Here is a 15928-nt window from a genome sequence, read left to right as displayed (position 1 = left end):
TGGCGATGCGTGCCGTCATTCTCCATGCACGGTAACGACGATGTTCCTGCTGCCGCCATGGTTGCGGTGTTCGCAGAGATAGACCCCTTGCCAGGTCCCCATGTTGAGGCGCCCATCAGTGATGGGAATCTGGACGCTGGGGCCCAGTATGCTGCTCTTCAAATGGGCGGGCAGGTCGTCGCTGCCCTCGAAGACGTGCTGGTAGTACGGCTCGTCTTCGGGCACCGCTCGGTTGAAGAAGCTCTCGAAATCGGCGCGTACCGTCGGATCGGCGTTCTCGTTGATCGTCAGCGAGGCCGAGGTGTGCTTGATGAAGACGCTCAGCAGACCGGTCCGAATCTGGCCTGGCTCGCCAATGGCGCGCTCGATCTCCTCGGTGATCAAGTGAAAGCCGCGCGAGCGGGGCTTCAGGCTGATTTCCTTCTGCATCCACATAAGAGAATCCTGTTACTCGGGCAACGTGATGGGTCCTGGCGACTGTGTCGTGCGGGGTGTTGACAGCGGACAGCGGCGCTAGGTTTCGGCTGCAGCCTTGACGGCAAGGAGTTCGCCGTTGCCTACAGGGACGAGGCTGATGGTGAATTTCCCGTCCGACTCGAGCAGCGCGGCGAAGGGCGCCATCTCTTCTTGGTGAGAAACGGCGTTGTCCACGATGAGCAGCCCGCCTGGACGAAGCACCCGGCGGATCTGGCCCCACCAACCGGGATACCGCGAACGCTCCGAGTCGAGAAAGAGCACGTCGACCGAAGCCTCTGCCGCCTGCACAAGGACCGCTTGCGCATCGTCATGGACCAGGGTGATGTGTTCCTCGAGACCTGAGCGGGAAAAGGTTTCCGATGCCAGGCCGGCCTTGTAGTGCGAGGCCTCGACCGTCGTCACCTTGCCGCCGGTGGCGCGGGCCGCTTCTGCCAGCCAGAGCGTCGAGTAGCCATTGGAGGTGCCGATCTCCAGGATATGGCGTGCCGCGGTCGCTCGAACCAATACCGACAGAAACTCGCCCGTATCCCGGGTGATATTGAGCATCCGCCGGGATCGTTCGGAATGCGAGCCGTCATTTTCCCTGCCGAAGTGCTCCAGCTCGGCTTTCAATGCCTCGAGTGAACTCGGCATCCTGTTTCTCCTCCCGGTTTTCAATTGATGGTATCCCGGAATGCAGTGTAGAGCCGCCGATGAGCACCGCCTGATCGCAAGACATATCAAGCAAACCGGGTCTGTCGAAAGCTCTCGCCTTCGGTAATGCGCGCATGCCAAGCCGTCAGCTGCGGGCGTTCTTTTGGCCAATCCACCTCCGGCAAACGAAACGTCAGGTAATCCAGGGCGACTGCCACGGTGATTTCACCCAGTGTGACGGCGGCGGGTATGGGCCGCGCATCGACTTCCCGCTCGAGCCGGTCCAGGGTGCGCTGTATAGCCCGCCAGCGCCGCTGACCCAATACGCTAGCGTCTGCCTCGGCCCCCTGATGCTTGCGAGCGATTATCGTGGTGAACGCCGCATCCGTCAGGCCCTGGCCCAGCCCCGCCAGATGGAGCGTCTGTCCAAGTCTGGCCGCCGGTAACACGGGCTCTCCACCACCCAGCGTATCCAGATAGTGTGCGATCAGCAGCGACTCGCTTAACGTCGTACCGTCGTCCGTCACCAGTGCGGGTATCCGGCCAACCGGGTTGACCGCCAGCAGGCCGTCGTCATCGGCCCAGGGATCGCACCACCGCAGCGTGACGGTATCGGCCAGGCCCTTCTCGAGGAGGACGATGCGTGCCACGCGGGCGTAGGGCGAGGTGGCGTTGAGGTAGAGTTCCATGATCAGTGTCTCCTTGGGCGAGGAAAAGTCCGATACCGCTCTTCGGCGGCTCGGCTCGGCAGGACGAGGGCAAGGCCGCCGGCCAGCAAGGCGCCGGCGATGGCGAAGAGCGGCGAGTAGGTTCCCCAGGCATCGTACAAGGCGGACATCCCGTAGCCGGACAGTGCCTGGGCGGCGGCGAAGGCGGCGGTGGCCCGGCCCCAGAGCCGCTTGTGCGCGGCGGGGCCGACCAGTTCCGCCAGACGTCCCGATGTCAGGGCCACGATGCCGGGAATCATGGCGCCCACGATCAGCGAGGATAGCGACCGACTTAGCAGCGCCACCGAAACCAGCGGGAGCGCGACGGCCAGAGCCTTGACCAGAAACGCCAGGGCCAGGCCGCGATGCCACCCCAGTCGCCGCGCCGCCATCCCGGCGAGCAGCGGCCCGAGCACGGCGCCGATGCCGAAGATGGCCCATTGCAGGGAGGCGGCATCGGCCCCCAGGCCGGCCTCGCGGGCGAGGTAATCGACCCAGAACACGGTATGCGGCACGAAGCCTGCCGCATCCAGCGCATAGGCGGCGATCACCAGCCCCACGGCGATTGCCGGTCCCGTTGCATGAGCGCTTTCGTCAGTGGCCGTGGAGCGGGGCCGGGCCGTGGAAAGCCGGCTCAGCCCCCAGTTACCCGCCAGCCCGGCCAGGGCGGTCAATACGCCGAGAGCCAGCCAGGTGACCGGCAGGCCGAGAGCGACCAAAGACGGCACGACCGTGGCAGACAGCAGCGCCCCGAAACCGATGCCGGAAAACACCAGGGCACCCACCGAGGCGCGACGCCGCGCAGGCGTTGACGACACGGCGAGGGAGGGCCCGACGACCATCAGTATCGCCCCGGCGATGCCCGAGACGAGCCGCCAGCAAAAGAACCATGCAAAGGTGCCGGCCCCGGCACACGCAAGAAAGCTCAGGGCGGTGCCGGCGTAGGCGCAGGCCATCACCCCGCGAATCGGGAACCGCTCGGACAGGGCATGGGCCGACAGCGCGCCGATGAAATAGCCGAGCAGATTCGCGGCCCCCAGATAGGCGGCCTGGCTGGCCGAGAACCAACCGTGATCGATCAGCGCCGGCAAGAGCGGCGTGTAGGCGAAGCGGGCCACGCCGATGCCGACCAGAGTGGCCATGAGGCCGGTGAACAGGGCGGGGATGTCTTGCCTGACGAGCATGGTCGCTCCTCCTTGGGCAAGTAGCGTAGAGTGAGCGATGCTTCACTGGAAATGATTTGTTGAGATGCTGGTCATCTCTTTTTGAGATAAAGCGAGCGCTTGAGATAAAGTGAACGCTACGGGCATTGAAAAATGCAGTGGCGCCATGAGGCTTTCCCATGCAACACAAATCCTTGCGCCTTTTCCTGAGCGTGGCCGAGACGGGCAGCTTCGTCGCCGCCGCCGAACGGCTCAACACGGTGCAGTCCAACGTCACGGCGCATATCAAGAAGCTGGAACAGGAGTTGGGCACCCAGCTCATCGATCGCAACGGGCGAGCCAGGCTGACCTCGTCGGGATTCACTCTGGCCCGCTATGCCCGGCAGATCCTGAGGTCCCATGATGAGGCGCTTGCTCTTTTCCATGGGCGGGAGCCCCCGCGGGGGCAACTGCGTCTTGGCGCCATGGAGACGACCATGGCGCTGCGCCTGCCGTCCATCCTGGCGGACTTTCATGCTCACCACGCCGAGGTCGATATCCAGCTCCAGACCGGGCCGACGGCCGAGCTCGTATCCGATCTGCTGGAGGGCAAGCTCGATGCGGCGTTCGTCGCCGGTCCTGTCGAGCATGAGCGGCTGCACGGGGTGAAGGCCTTTTCGGAGCGGCTCATCCTCGTCGCCGCCCAGCCCATGGAGCGCCTGCCTTCGACGGAAACCCTGCGCTCGGTGCCGTTCCTGGCCTTTCGCCAAGGCTGCAGCTATCGCCAGCGGATCGAGCTGTTGCTGGCGTCCTGCGGGGTCTCGGCCGGGCGAGTCTTCGAGTTCGGCTCACTGGACGCCATACTGGGCTGTGTGGCGGCGGGCATGGGCTACGCACTGCTGCCGCAGGCCACGGTGGACGCGCACAGGCATCGCTTCGATATCCATAGCCTGGCGTTGCCGACGCCACTGGCAAACGTCGACACCTTTCTGGCGACGTTGTCCTCGCCAACATGGTCGCCGGCGCTGGCCCGTTTTGTAGAGGTACTCTGTCAGGCGACGGGCAGTCCCGACTCAACGGATGAGATATCAATGTGATACTGGGTAGGCGCGCCGCCACGCAAGGCCGTTAACTGACAAATTCCACCCAATCCAGTTCTCCATTTCCCGGAGCGGCATCTTCGGGCAGGTGATCTCTCAGTATTGACAAAGGGCAAGGACCGGCGGGTGGCATGTTCCGCATCGAGGGCTGGTTGTAATTCCATCTAAGGATACGGCTCATGAGCAGTCAGCAATACACGACCTATTATCTTGAGATGCTCAGAGTGGAGCAACTCAGGGCGAAGCCGATACCGGAAGCACTGAATATCGTTGAATGTCGTCTCCCGCAGTATCAATTTAATCGTTTCCTATACGAGCTAGTTGGCAGCGACTGGGAGTGGGGCGATCTGGATGATTGGACGGATGCGCAGTGGCAAGCACTAGTAGCTGGTAATGATCATCGTACTTGGGTGGCGTATTATCAGGGGGGCATTGCGGGATATTACGAGTTGCATCGCCCCGATGGACACAGCACTGAGATCCGCTATTTCGGGCTGGCGCCAGGATTTGTGGGCCTGGGTTTCGGTGGACCGTTGCTGAGCCATGCGATTAACGCCGCCTGGGCATGGGCCGGTACGAAGCGGGTCTGGGTACATACCTGCACCTTTGATCACCCCAGTGCCCTGCGCAACTATCAAGCACGTGGATTGAAAATTTACAAGGAAGAGATCGGCAGGATCGAATAAGGACGAGGTGGGGCAAAAAAGAGGCAGGGATGCCTGCATAGACGGCCATTTGCAGCAGGATCTCGATGATCTCGTCTCGACTCACTCCGTTGTTGAGCGCGGCACGGATATGAAATTCCAGTTGTGATGGTGCGTTGCCCATCGCGATGAGCGCTGCGACCGTCAGCATCTCGCGTGTCTTGAGGTCGATGCCGGGCCGGGACACGACATCCGTGAAGGCAAAGCCCAGCACGATCTCCAGGAAGTCATCGGACAAGCTATCGAGATTCGCCGAGACTTTCCCGGGGGCTTCGCGATCCAGCCGTTCGAGAAGCGCCAGTGCATGGGCGCGGCGGGTATCGGCTGAATGGGTCATGCATCGACTCCTTTCATGCCTTCTCGGGTATAACGGTCGCCGGCCACCGGCAGTTGCGCGATGTCGCGGTCCAGTTGGGCGAGTTCTTCGGCGCTCGGCACGACGGAGAGGGCGTCGACGTTTTCCAGCAGGTAGCGTTCACGTCGGGTGCCGGGAATCGGCACGATATCGTTGCCCTGCGCCAGCAGCCAGGCCAGCGCGATCTGGGCGGCGGTACATCCCTTGCGCTCGGCCAGCTGACGAATGACATCCACGATCGAGCGATTGGTGGCCATGTTCTCGGGCGAGAAGCGTGGCAGCGACGCCCGGAAGTCGCCCTCTTCGAAGCGCGTGTCGCTCTGGAAGCTGCCGGTCAGGAAGCCGCGCCCCAGGGGAGAATAGGGGACGAAACCGATCCCCAGTTCCCGGCAGGTCGGCAACACCTCGGCTTCGACGTCGCGTGTCCATAGCGAGTATTCCGTCTGCACCGCCGTGACCGGATGAACGGCATGGGCGCGACGCAGCGTGGCTGCGCTGACCTCGCACAGGCCGATCCTGGCAATCTTGCCTTCGCGAACCAGCGTGGCAAGGCCCGCCATCGTCTCCTCTATCGGCTGATCGGGATCCAGGCGGTGCACGTAGAAGAGATCGATGCACTCGATGCCCAGACGGCGAAGCGAGGCCTCGCAGGCCTGGCGCGCATAGGAGGGCGTATTATCGAGCTCCCTGCGGTACTCGCCGGGTCGCCGCACGATACCGAACTTGGTGGCGATCTTGATACTGCCGCCGTACGAGGCGAGAAAACGTCCGATCAGTTCCTCGTTGTGGTGAGGGCCGTACATGTCGGCGGTATCGAAGAAATCGATGCCCAGCTCCACGGCACGCTCGAGGACACCCAGCGATGCCCGGTCGTCGCGGGGGCCGTAGAATTCGCTCATGCCCATGCAGCCGAGTCCAATGGCCGATACGTCGAGATCCCTGCCCAGCTTGCGTCGTTGCATGTCGTCTCTCCTTGTGAAAACCGGGAAGAGTATGGTTTTCTGATTTCATGAAAACTACGCCTGGAAAAAGAAACCGGCCTTCCGATAACGGAAAATCCGAGCCCTCGCGGCTTAACTGGGACGATGCGCGGGTATTTCTGGGGATTGCCCGTGCCGGCACCCTGAGCGCGGCAGCCAACACGCTGGGGCTGGGGATTGCGACGGTGTCACGGCGCCTCGAGCGCCTGGAAGCGGCGCTGGGGGTCGCGCTGTTCACCCGCCATCAGAGCGGTTACCAGGCGACCGACGAAGGTGCCGCGCTCATCGCCAGGGCCGAGGCGCTGGAACAGGCGGGGGAGGCCTTCGGAGCGGCTGCGCAGGGCCTGGGGGAGGTGACGGGATGCGTTCGGCTCGCTACCGCCGAGAATCTGGCCAACCCGCTGATCATTCCTTCGTTGGACACGCTGTACGCCGGGCACCCCGAGCTGCGACTCGAAGTGCTCACGGGCATCCAGACGGTCAACCTGCATCGCCGGGACGCCGACCTGGCGATTCGCATGGTCAGGCCCGAACGGGGCAACGTCACCCTTCGGCGCTTGGGTGTGCTGGGGTTCGGACTGTATGGCTCGCCGGAATACGTTCAGCGCCGTCGGCACGCAAAGGCCGGTGCCGACATGGCTCGGTTCGACGGTGACGATTTCATCGGCTGGACGGACCTGCACCCTCGTTTCCCGGCGGCGCAATGGCTGGACCGCACCCTGGGCGGACGGGCGTGCCGGATCACGACCAGCACCCTGGCCAACCAGATCGCGGCGGCCGGTGCAGGGCTTGGGCTGGCCGTCCTGCCGCATTTCCTGGCCCGCCGGGCGGGCCTGGTCTGCGTCCATGCCGAGCTCGGTGCCGACCAGCCCATCTGGCTGGTCATTCACTCGGACCTGGTTCACTCCAGGCGAGTCCGGGTGGTGGCCGACCATCTGACCCAGGTGTTTCTGGAACATGGCCCGGCGCTGCGAGGGGAAATATAGCCAATCGGCGATCGCTCACCGCCCGGCGCAACGAGAAAGCGGTGGTCACTCGATCCAGGGCGTGCGCATGGAACCCTTCCATCGACGTCGCCGCGACCAGCGCCGCGAAGTCGATTGCATGGCGCGTCGGGAGGCCGCGTGTCGTGGCCCCGCGCAGACAGTTTTCAGACAATGCCTAGGTAACCGGGGTGAGGCATGACCATAACGACAGAGAAAACGTTGATCGCCTGGCTGGAAGCGGATTCCGAAAGGAAGGAGGCGCTACAAGTGGCCAGTCGGCTCAGGCTCGAGGACTGGTGCCTGGCGGCCGGCTTCGTGCGAAATCTCGTCTGGGACAGGCTTCATGGTTATTCGGAGCCGACCCCCTTGGGGGATATCGACTTGATCCACTTCGACCCGACAGACACCACCGAGGGCCGGGACAGGTTTCTCGAGTTGCAACTTCATGGAATGCTGGAGCGACCCTGGTCGGTCAAGAATCAGGCCAGGATGCACACGCGAAACGGTGACGACCCATACCACTCGACGGCCGATGCAATGACGTACTGGGTTGAAAGGGAAACGGCGGTAGGAGCCCGTCTGACGGTCGGTGGCGAGCTGGAGATAGTCGCTCCATTCGGACTCGGTTCACTGTTCGCTCTGAACGTGACGATGAATCCCAAGAAGAGCAAGCCCGAGGCCTTCGCCGCTCGGGCCCGGGCAAAGGGCTGGAAAAGGAACTGGCCGGGTCTTGTCATCGAGAATGGGCACTGAGCGGCCGCGACAGATCCCATGACGTGCACATGAATCAGTCGCGGCCGACATGGCGGCTCAGGGCGAGCGTGACCGTGCGGCCGGCATCGAGACGGACCCGTCGAACGATCGCCCGCCGTCGATGGTTGGCGCCTGGCAGGCTGATGCTTCCGGCCACGAAGTAATCGCCGGCGGGCAGGTCCCTGGCCGTGAAGTAGCCCGCCTCGTCGGTCTCGGCATAACGGGTGTGGCGACGGGCGCGTGGATCGGCGGGGTCGATCGTCAGGCCGGCCTCGATGGCCCGGGCTTCCTCTTCGGCGTAGCGCGTCGCCGGGGCGATGGCGACTGTCTCGCCGACGACAGGAACGCATTTGCCGCAAGGGTGATCAAGGAATAACCGGCCGTTGAGGGTGGCGTCTCCCCGGGTGGCCAGCTTGGCATATTCCTCGGCGGGAAAGGTCTCCTTGCGGCGCAGCGTCTGCGTTTCGCTCTCCAGCGCGGTATCCAGGCGCGACTCGTCGGGGTCATCCTCGGCGCGCAGGGTCTGATAGTTCGCCAATATCAGCCCCAGCGTGACTGCCATCAACCATCTCAGCATCGTCGTCTCCCTGGTTGTTGCACGCATGAGGCGACTCGCGTCGCTTGCTTGGGCCGCCCCGGCATGCCCCTTAGAGAGGATTCGGGCCGCGAGGTTCGATGTGGCGCATACGCCGTGTGCGACTCGGTTCGGCCTGTTTGCACGGTCCTGAAGCGATCGGTTGATTTGGATTATGTTATAACATACCATTTTGGGACAAACCTTCGTTTTGTCGAAAAAGGAGATCTTCAAGGTGCAATTTTCACGGGCAGGAAGAACCGGCGTCGTCGCGATCAGCCTGCTGGCATTAGCCAGCTTCCAGAGTGCAGGGGCGTCGCAGTCATCCCACGAGCACGACCATGGCCATGAGCACGACCATGGACATAGTCATGACGAGGACATCCATGCGGGGCATTTCGAGGATTCCCGGGTGAAGGATCGGTCGCTTTCCGACTGGGAGGGGGACTGGCAATCCGTGTATCCCTATCTGCAGGACGGGACGCTCGATGCAGTGTTTGCCCATAAAGCGGAGCATGGCGGCAAGAAGACGGCCGAAGAATACAAGCAGTATTACGATAAAGGTTACCGGACGCAGGTCGATCGTATCGTCATCCAGGGGGATGAAGTCACCTTTTACAGGGATGGCGAGAAGAACGCCGGTGAGTATCACTATGATGGCTACGAGATCCTGACCTATGAGGCCGGCAACAGAGGCGTACGCTACCTATTCGAACGCGAGGAGGGCGATGCCGGAGCGCCTCGGTTCATCCAGTTCAGCGACCATGCCATCTTCCCGACCGAAGCCGACCATTACCACCTGTACTGGGGAGACGACCGCGAAGCCCTGCTGGAAGAGGTCACGAACTGGCCGACTTACTATCCGTCGGACCTGGACGGTGATGCCATCGTTCGCGAAATGATCGCGCACTGAGAATCCGCCGCCGGCCATTGCAGGCCGGCGGCCGTGCACGACGAGGCTCCCTGCCCCCGGTGACCAGAGCTGCATCATGCTGCCATGGCTTTCCATGAAGCCGCAGCGTCATCCCGCTCCTGCAAAACGCGAGGAAGTTCAAGGCAATGGATCGTACCCCTCCGGACGTACGCGACGAGATAGCCACTCAACCCTCCTTCAGGAGTGACGCATGAATCAGCAGGCGCTAGTCGATGTTGCCGCTGTCTCGGCGCCTTGTCAGGGCGCCTTGCACTGGGTCGGCATGGAGCAGATTGCGCTGCCGCTCCGTGTGGCCGGCCAGACTATTGCAGGACGCGCCGCCGCCGGGGTCAACCTGGTGGATCCCCTGGCGCGCGGAATCCACATGTCGCGGCTGTATCTGGCCCTGGCCGGGCTGGACAACCAGGAGCTGTCGCTCGTGCGTGTGGCCTCGGTGCTGGAGACCTTTCTCGAAAGCCACCGGGAGCTGTCGAATGCGGCCTTTCTGGATCTGAGTGGCGAGGCGCTGCTCAATCGCCCGGCACTGATCAGCCCGCTTTCCGGCTGGAAAACCTATCCCTTCACGCTGCGTTGTCGGCGTGATGAACATGGCCTGCAAGCCATCCTCGAGCTGACCGTGGGCTACTCCTCGACCTGTCCCTGTTCGGCTGCACTGGCGCGCCAGTTGATCCAGCAGGCGTTCGACGAGCGCTTCACCGATACGCCGGTGACGCACGATGGAGTCCGGGAATGGCTGGGCGGCGAGCAGGGCATTGTAGCGACGCCGCACAGCCAGCGCAGCCAGGCCCATCTGTCGATCCGTCTGGCGAACGGCCTCGACGACCTGCCGCTGGCGGCATTCGTGGATCGTATCGAGAGTGCGCTTGGTACCGCCTTGCAGACGGCTGTCAAGCGTATCGACGAGCAGGCCTTCGCCCTGGCCAACGGCCAGAACCTGATGTTCTGCGAGGACGCGGCGCGTCGACTGCACCAGGCCCTGCGCGGGCAGGCGGGCATCGAGGGCTTCCGGTTGCGCGTGGTGCATGCCGAGAGCCTGCATGCCCACGATGCGGTCGCGCGCAGTGAATGGAACTGGGCAGGGAGTTAGTGCGAGCGATGCGGTCGACTTGGAAGCGGCTGGAGTTTGCCCCCGGTCGGGAGTCATGCAAGCGCTCGCCGTGACCAGCCGAGCCGTGTCTTGGTGTTGGACGAACCGAGATCCACGCGTCGATGCAATGCGCCGGGTTTACAGGGCACCCCGCTCAGGGGGGCCTGTCGGAAGCGGGCCCGGCACGCGAGACCTTGCGCCTCACGTGCCCGGCCAGGCTGGTGACGGCGAACAGCACCGCGGCCAGGCTCACGATGGTAGGCCCGGTCGGCGTATCGAACCAGTAGGCCGTCTGCAGGCCGCTCAGGGCGGCGGTGACGGCGATCATCGCCGCGAGCAGGGCCATGCTCTCCGGCGTACGGCTGAGGGGCCGCGCCGCGGCGGCGGGAATGATCAGCAGGGCAGCGATCAGCAGCACGCCCACGACCTTGAGCGCTACCGCGACGACCACGGCTAGGGACAGGGTGAGGATCCATCGTTCGCGCCTTGGATCGACGCCGCTGGCATGGGCAAGATCCGCATTGAGCGTGGCGGTCAGCAGCCGCGACCAGCGCCATCCCATCAGCCCCATGACGAGGGCGGTACCTCCCCAGATGACGGCGAGATCGGCCTTGCCGACGGCGAGGATATCGCCGAACAGGTACGCCATCAAATCGATACGCACACCGGAGATGAAGGAGACTGCCACCAGTCCGAAGGCGAGCGCCGAGTGAGCCATGACACCCAGCAGCGTATCCATGGCAAAGCCCTTGCCGCTCAGCAGAGAAACGATCATGGCCATGAGGAGCGAAACGACCAGCACGCCGGCGAAGAGCGAAGTGGACAGCACCAGAGAGAGTGCCACGCCGAGGATGGCTGCGTGCGCGGTGGCATCGCCAAAGAACGCCATGCGCCGCCATACGACGAAGCAGCCGAGCGGGGCGGCGGCCAGCGCGACGCCGATGCCGGCCAGGGCGGCGCGAACCAGAAAGTCGTCGAGGATCATGAAGAAAGCTCCGAGGGGACCCTTGCCTGGTCGTGGTCATGGCGGTAAAGGGCAAGGGCATCCAGGTTGTCGTGACCGAACATGGCTCGATATGCCGGTGAGGCGACAACCCGCTCGGGCGGCCCCGCGCAACGGACCGAGCGATTCAGGCAAACGACACGATCCGAGGCCCGCATCACTGCATGCAGCTCGTGGCTGATCATCAGCACGCCGCAGTCCAGCTCATGGCGTACCCGCGCGAGTTGACGATAGAAATCGGCAGTACCGCGGTGGTCGAGCCCCTGGGTGGCCTCATCGAGGATCAACAGATCGGGAGATTCCAGCAGGGCACGCGCCAGCAGGGCGCGTTGCAACTGACCGCCCGACAGCGCGCTGACCTGACGGTCGGCCTGATCGGTGACACCCGCTCGCCGGAGCGCCTGGGCAACAGCGCCGGGTGCGTGTCGCCGGGGCAGACTCATCAAGCGCGACACCGTCATTGGCAGGGTGGCATCGAGATGCAGGCGCTGGGGAACATAGCCAATGGTCAGCCCCGGAGCCTTGTCGATATGGCCTCGTGTCGGTGCCAGCGAGCCGATGATGCTCCTCAGCAGCGTTGTCTTCCCCGAGCCGTTGGGGCCCAGGATGGTGACGATCTCGCCCCGCGCGAGGCTCAGATCGACATCCTCCAGCACGAGATGCCCTCCAAGGGCGATATCCAGGTTTTCGATCGACAGCAATCTCATGAGGGTTACCGAATGAAAAGGAAGTGAGGCCGAGGCGATACTCGCGGCGTTGCATAAAAGATATGTTATAACATAACATTAGTTAGCTCAATTCCGCCTGTCGCCTTGTGGAGGATTTCATGACGTTCCGTTTCAGCAACTACCTGATGGCGCTGCTGCTGACGCCTGCCGCCGCCTCTGCCGCCGTGCCGTCGGTGGCAGTGGATATCCCGCCGGTCTACTCGCTGGTCGATCGAGTGATGGGGGACCTGGGGTCGCCGAACCTGCTGATCCAGCAGGGCGCCTCACCCCATCGCTATTCCATGCGCCCTTCGGAAGCCGGTGCGCTCGACCGGGCCGACGCGGTGTTCTGGGTCAGTGAAGCGCTGACCCCCTGGCTTACGCATTCGCTGGAAACGTTGGGCGATGATGCCGTCAGTGTGCAGCTGATGGAGGTGCCCGGCACACGAAAACTCGAATACCGTCAGGGGGTGACATTCGAGCAACACGATCACGGTCATGACGACCACGACCACGACCACGACCACGACCACGACCACGATGCCGGTCATGGGCATGCACACTCTCATGAAGGCATGAACCCCCATGGCTGGCTCGATCCGGTCAATGCCCGGATCTGGCTCGGTGCCATCGCCGAATCGTTGGCGACGCTCGATCCCGAGCATGCGGACCGCTATCGGGAGAATGCCCGTCTCGGCAAGGCCGATCTCGAGGCGTTGACCGACACCCTGGAAACCCAGTTGGCCGAGGACCACGAAACCCGCTTCATCGTTTTTCACGATGCCTATCAGTATTTCGAGAGCCGTTTCGGCATCTCGGCGGCGGGCGCGATCTCCCTGGGCGATGCGCGCAAGCCCAGTCCCGCGCGAATCGAGGAGCTGCGTGACCTGGTCGATGCGCTGAACATCGACTGTGTCTTCAGCGAGCCTCAGTACAACCCGGCGCTGGTGGAGAGCGTCTTCGGTGACACGGGCGTCGATACCTCGGTCGTGATCGACCCGCTGGGAACGGACCTGCCGCTGGACGACGAGCTCTACCCGCAATTGCTGCGGCAGCTGGCCGACGGGGTGGTTCACTGCGGCAGGGCTTCCCGAGGCTGAGGGCATCCAGGCCGGCGACTGCCGGTTTGTCACGCAGTCAGGCCTTCAGGTCATCCCGGTAGCGCCCCGGTCGATCGCGCCCCGGTCGATCGTTCGATGTATGGCGGCAACCATGTCCGCGTGCCGTCCGGTGCCCAGGATATCCGGCGTACGGGTCGTCGGATCGGCGAGGGCGGCGCGGATTCCGGTCGCCATCAACTCGGCGGCGTCACGCGCCGGGGCGATGTCGTGGCGCTGTCCCAGCCATTCGATCAGCATGCGGGTGGACTCGATCATCGCGTAGGGGTTGGCCAGGCCGGTGCCGGCGATGTCCGGCGCCGAGCCGTGGGTCGCCTGCGCCATGGCCAGGTTGCCGCGGCCGATGCACAGCCCCGGCGCCATGCCCAGCCCGCCGACCAGCCCCGCCGCTTCGTCGGTGAGGATGTCGCCGAACATGTTGGTGGTCACCACCACATCGTACTGCTGGGGATGGCGGATCAGATGCATGGCGAAGGTGTCGACGATTGCCTCGTCCACCTCGACATCTGGAAAGGCCTCGGCGGCCCGGTAGCACTCTTCGACGAACATGCCGCAGCCCAGCTTGAACACGGTATTCTTGTGCACGATGGTCAGCTTCCGGCGGCGCGACCGGGCAATCTTCAGGGCGGCTTCGGCGACCTTGCGACTGCCTTCGCGGGTGATCACGCGCACCGAAATCGTGGTGTCGTGGGTCGGGCGGAATTCGCCCGAGCCGGCGACGACATTGCGGTCGGGCTGAAAGCCTTCGTTGTTTTCCCGCACGATCACCAGATCGATATCGTCGTAGAGGCACCCAATGTCCGGGTAGGAGCGGGTAGGACGGACATTGGCGAACAGGTCGAAGGTCTTGCGCAGGATCGGATGGGGGTTGATCGCGCCCTCGACGTCGGGGTACTCGCGATGACCGATCGGCCCGAGAATGAAACCGTCCAGCTTCGACAGCGCGTCGAGGGTGCCATCGGGCAGGGTGGAGCCGTGCTCGTCCAGCGCCTTGCGGCCGATCGGCATGGGCCGCCAGTCGATGAGCAAGCCGCTGCTCTCGGCGGCCGCCTGAGCCAGCTCGACGGCGGCGGGAACGATCTCGTGGCCGATATCGTCGCCGTTGAGCACGCCTAGCGTGAGATGGTGGGTAGACATGGGTTCTGTCCCTCGCTGATGGGTCGTTGTCATCGGTGTTGGCCGTGTTCGAGGCGTGTCGCCGGCTATCGGGTGGGTGGCCGCGGCGTGCAGGTCCTGGCCAAGGCCCCGACGTCGTCCATGGCCGCGATTTGCCAGGCCGCCTGGATCACGGACTCGCAAGGCTGTTCGCCGATCACCATGGCGGCCTGACCGCGGAACTTGGCCTCGATCCGGTCATCGCTCAGCGGCCGTTCCCGCGAGCCGATCGCCCGATCGATGTGCTTCTCCAGGCGTCGACCGTCATCGAGGGTGACGGCGATGGTGACCGAGGCCTCGTAACAGCCGGGATCGGTGGTGACCTGCACGTTGCGACGCAGGGCAACGAGTGCGGGATCGTTGACGGCCTCGTCGGTAAAGGCGGTGGGAGAGCCATCGCCGTGCAGCAAGGCGCTGGCGGCGGCGTGGAAGATGCTGAACTTGCCCTCGAGACCGGTACGCGGTTCGGCCTTGCCGGTGAGCTCTAGCACCAGCGGGTGAGCGGTGAGTTCGACCCTGGCGATTCGATCGACGTCATTGCCCAGCGCGTCCCTTAGCTGAATGCAGCCGTCGATCGCCGGGTGAATGACGATCCCGCAGGCGAACGGCTTGTAGGAATTCAGCGCCGCTTCCCAGTGCGTACCCAGGCCGTCGAGGATCTCGTCGTAATCCTGCTTGTCGGACATGACCTGGGCGAAGCCCCGCGATGCCTCGATGGCCCGTTCCGAGGAGTCGAAACCCGCCTGGGCGAGGAAGGCGGCGAAGGCGCCGTTCTGGGCCGCCCGGCCCGGATGGAAGCTCTTGCACATGGTGCCGAACATCTCGCGCAGACCCGACGCTTGCGTCGCGGCGATCCCCAGCGCCCAGGTCGTGGCCTGGACGTCGAGGCCGAGCAGGCGGCTGGTGGCAGCGGCCGCGCCGAACACGCCGGCGGTTCCGGTGATGTGCCAGCCACGATCGTAGTGGTCCGGATAGACCGCGTTGCCGATGCGGCATTCCGTTTCGACGCCGATGATCAGGGCGTCGAGGAATGCGGTACCGGTGACGGGACGCGTCTCGGCGATCGCGAGCAGGGCGGAGGCGACGGGACCTGCGGGGTGGATGATCGTCTTGAGGTGGGTGTCGTCGTAATCGAGGACATGCGAGCTGATGCCGTTGATCAGCGCGGCGTGTAGTGGATCGAGCCGTTCGCTGCGCCCCAGCACACTGGCCTCGGGGGCGCCGGAGAAAGGAGCGACGGCGGCTAGGGCGCGGTCGACCGTCTCGTGGGTGGCGCCGCCGATGGCGCAGCCCAGCCAGTTGACGAAGGTGCGCACGCCTTCGGTGCGGATCTCCTCGGGTATCGCGGTCGAGGGACAGGCGACGATCCATTCCGCCAAGGCGCGTGTGACATCGGGTCTATGGCCCATCAGGGTTCTCCTGCTCTTGAATGAGGGCTACGCAAGCCATCTCGGCGCCAGGTGGCAGCCTGGCGTTTCGGTAAATGGAAAACTGTAGACAATTGGCTCATGCC

The 15928-nt window shown here is 64.0% G+C and carries 17 protein-coding genes and 1 pseudogene; 7 read left to right on the top strand and 11 right to left on the bottom strand.

Annotation, left to right across the window (positions count from 1 at the left end; translation table 11 throughout):
• Positions 1 to 15 precede the first annotated feature (15 nt).
• The 4 genes from HR9077_RS00440 to HR9077_RS00425 all read right to left on the bottom strand — a co-directional run bounded on the left by HR9077_RS00440 (position 16) and on the right by HR9077_RS00425 (position 3001).
• Positions 16 to 435 carry a secondary thiamine-phosphate synthase enzyme YjbQ gene (locus HR9077_RS00440; RefSeq protein ID WP_136064007.1) on the bottom strand — a complete coding sequence of 140 codons (420 nt, stop codon included), beginning with the start codon at positions 433 to 435 and terminating at the stop codon, positions 16 to 18.
• A gap of 78 nt (positions 436 to 513) precedes the next feature.
• The gene (locus HR9077_RS00435) at positions 514 to 1110 is read right to left on the bottom strand and encodes an O-methyltransferase (protein WP_136064005.1); all 597 of its coding nucleotides are present in this window, start codon (positions 1108 to 1110) and stop codon (positions 514 to 516) included.
• Between the two features lie 86 nt (positions 1111 to 1196).
• The gene (locus tag HR9077_RS00430) at positions 1197 to 1799 is read right to left on the bottom strand and encodes a glutathione S-transferase N-terminal domain-containing protein (RefSeq protein ID WP_136064004.1); all 603 of its coding nucleotides are present in this window, start codon (positions 1797 to 1799) and stop codon (positions 1197 to 1199) included.
• A gap of 2 nt (positions 1800 to 1801) precedes the next feature.
• Complete coding sequence (locus tag HR9077_RS00425) at positions 1802 to 3001, bottom strand: YbfB/YjiJ family MFS transporter (RefSeq protein WP_136064002.1); 1200 nt, start codon at positions 2999 to 3001, stop codon at positions 1802 to 1804.
• Between the two features lie 158 nt (positions 3002 to 3159).
• Here HR9077_RS00425 and HR9077_RS00420 point away from each other — a divergent pair, with 158 nt between their 5' ends.
• Together HR9077_RS00420 and HR9077_RS00415 are read left to right on the top strand one after the other, a co-directional pair.
• Entirely contained in the window at positions 3160 to 4056 is an 897-nt protein-coding gene (locus tag HR9077_RS00420) for a LysR family transcriptional regulator (RefSeq protein WP_136064000.1), read from the top strand.
• Positions 4057 to 4238: 182 nt separating this feature from the next.
• Entirely contained in the window at positions 4239 to 4745 is a 507-nt protein-coding gene (locus HR9077_RS00415) for a GNAT family N-acetyltransferase (RefSeq protein WP_136063998.1), read from the top strand.
• Positions 4746 to 4779: 34 nt separating this feature from the next.
• Here the strand turns inward: HR9077_RS00415 and HR9077_RS00410 are convergent.
• Both HR9077_RS00410 and HR9077_RS00405 read right to left on the bottom strand, forming a co-directional pair.
• Positions 4780 to 5100: pseudogene (locus HR9077_RS00410) on the bottom strand (carboxymuconolactone decarboxylase family protein); the annotation flags it as partial.
• A complete protein-coding gene (locus HR9077_RS00405; protein WP_136063996.1) occupies positions 5097 to 6080 on the bottom strand; it encodes an aldo/keto reductase in 984 nt (327 codons plus the stop codon). The gene HR9077_RS00405 and the pseudogene HR9077_RS00410, both read right to left, overlap by 4 nt.
• A 47-nt stretch (positions 6081 to 6127) precedes the next feature.
• Here HR9077_RS00405 and HR9077_RS00400 point away from each other — a divergent pair, with 47 nt between their 5' ends.
• Both HR9077_RS00400 and HR9077_RS00395 read left to right on the top strand, forming a co-directional pair.
• The gene (locus HR9077_RS00400; protein ID WP_136063994.1) at positions 6128 to 7084 is read left to right on the top strand and encodes a LysR family transcriptional regulator; all 957 of its coding nucleotides are present in this window, start codon (positions 6128 to 6130) and stop codon (positions 7082 to 7084) included.
• Between the two features lie 195 nt (positions 7085 to 7279).
• Entirely contained in the window at positions 7280 to 7837 is a 558-nt protein-coding gene (locus HR9077_RS00395; RefSeq protein ID WP_210725815.1) for a nucleotidyltransferase family protein, read from the top strand.
• A gap of 34 nt (positions 7838 to 7871) precedes the next feature.
• Here the strand turns inward: HR9077_RS00395 and HR9077_RS00390 are convergent, their stop codons facing one another.
• On the bottom strand, positions 7872 to 8414 hold the full coding sequence (locus HR9077_RS00390) for a carboxypeptidase regulatory-like domain-containing protein (RefSeq protein WP_136063992.1): 543 nt from the start codon (positions 8412 to 8414) through the stop codon (positions 7872 to 7874).
• A gap of 232 nt (positions 8415 to 8646) precedes the next feature.
• On the opposite strand from HR9077_RS00390, the gene HR9077_RS00385 reads away from it, so the two are divergent.
• Together HR9077_RS00385 and folE2 are read left to right on the top strand one after the other, a co-directional pair.
• Positions 8647 to 9324 carry a metal-binding protein ZinT gene (locus HR9077_RS00385; RefSeq protein ID WP_136063990.1) on the top strand — a complete coding sequence of 226 codons (678 nt, stop codon included), beginning with the start codon at positions 8647 to 8649 and terminating at the stop codon, positions 9322 to 9324.
• 211 nt (positions 9325 to 9535) lie between these two features.
• Positions 9536 to 10432 (top strand): GTP cyclohydrolase FolE2, encoded by an 897-nt coding sequence (gene folE2, locus HR9077_RS00380; protein ID WP_136063988.1) that lies wholly within the window; start codon positions 9536 to 9538, stop codon positions 10430 to 10432.
• Between the two features lie 154 nt (positions 10433 to 10586).
• On the opposite strand, the gene HR9077_RS00375 is transcribed toward folE2, so the two are convergent.
• Complete coding sequence (locus HR9077_RS00375) at positions 10587 to 11417, bottom strand: metal ABC transporter permease (protein WP_210725814.1); 831 nt, start codon at positions 11415 to 11417, stop codon at positions 10587 to 10589.
• Complete coding sequence (locus HR9077_RS00370) at positions 11414 to 12142, bottom strand: metal ABC transporter ATP-binding protein (RefSeq protein ID WP_136063986.1); 729 nt, start codon at positions 12140 to 12142, stop codon at positions 11414 to 11416. The genes HR9077_RS00375 and HR9077_RS00370 overlap by 4 nt, the downstream gene beginning before the upstream one ends.
• A gap of 119 nt (positions 12143 to 12261) precedes the next feature.
• Here HR9077_RS00370 and HR9077_RS00365 point away from each other — a divergent pair, with 119 nt between their 5' ends.
• Positions 12262 to 13242, top strand: coding sequence for a zinc ABC transporter substrate-binding protein (locus HR9077_RS00365; RefSeq protein WP_136063984.1), 981 nt, complete (start codon positions 12262 to 12264; stop codon positions 13240 to 13242).
• Positions 13243 to 13287: 45 nt separating this feature from the next.
• Here the strand turns inward: HR9077_RS00365 and HR9077_RS00360 are convergent, their stop codons facing one another.
• Both HR9077_RS00360 and HR9077_RS00355 read right to left on the bottom strand, forming a co-directional pair.
• Positions 13288 to 14397 (bottom strand): isocitrate/isopropylmalate dehydrogenase family protein, encoded by a 1110-nt coding sequence (locus tag HR9077_RS00360; RefSeq protein WP_136063982.1) that lies wholly within the window; start codon positions 14395 to 14397, stop codon positions 13288 to 13290.
• 65 nt (positions 14398 to 14462) lie between these two features.
• Complete coding sequence (locus tag HR9077_RS00355) at positions 14463 to 15824, bottom strand: MmgE/PrpD family protein (protein ID WP_136063981.1); 1362 nt, start codon at positions 15822 to 15824, stop codon at positions 14463 to 14465.
• Positions 15825 to 15928: the final 104 nt, after the last annotated feature.

Source organism: Modicisalibacter radicis (assembly GCF_900961225.1).
Taxonomy (GTDB): Bacteria; Pseudomonadota; Gammaproteobacteria; order Pseudomonadales; family Halomonadaceae; genus Modicisalibacter.
Note: the sequence above shows the minus strand (reverse complement) of the source record. Positions and strands in the feature narration are given on the sequence as shown.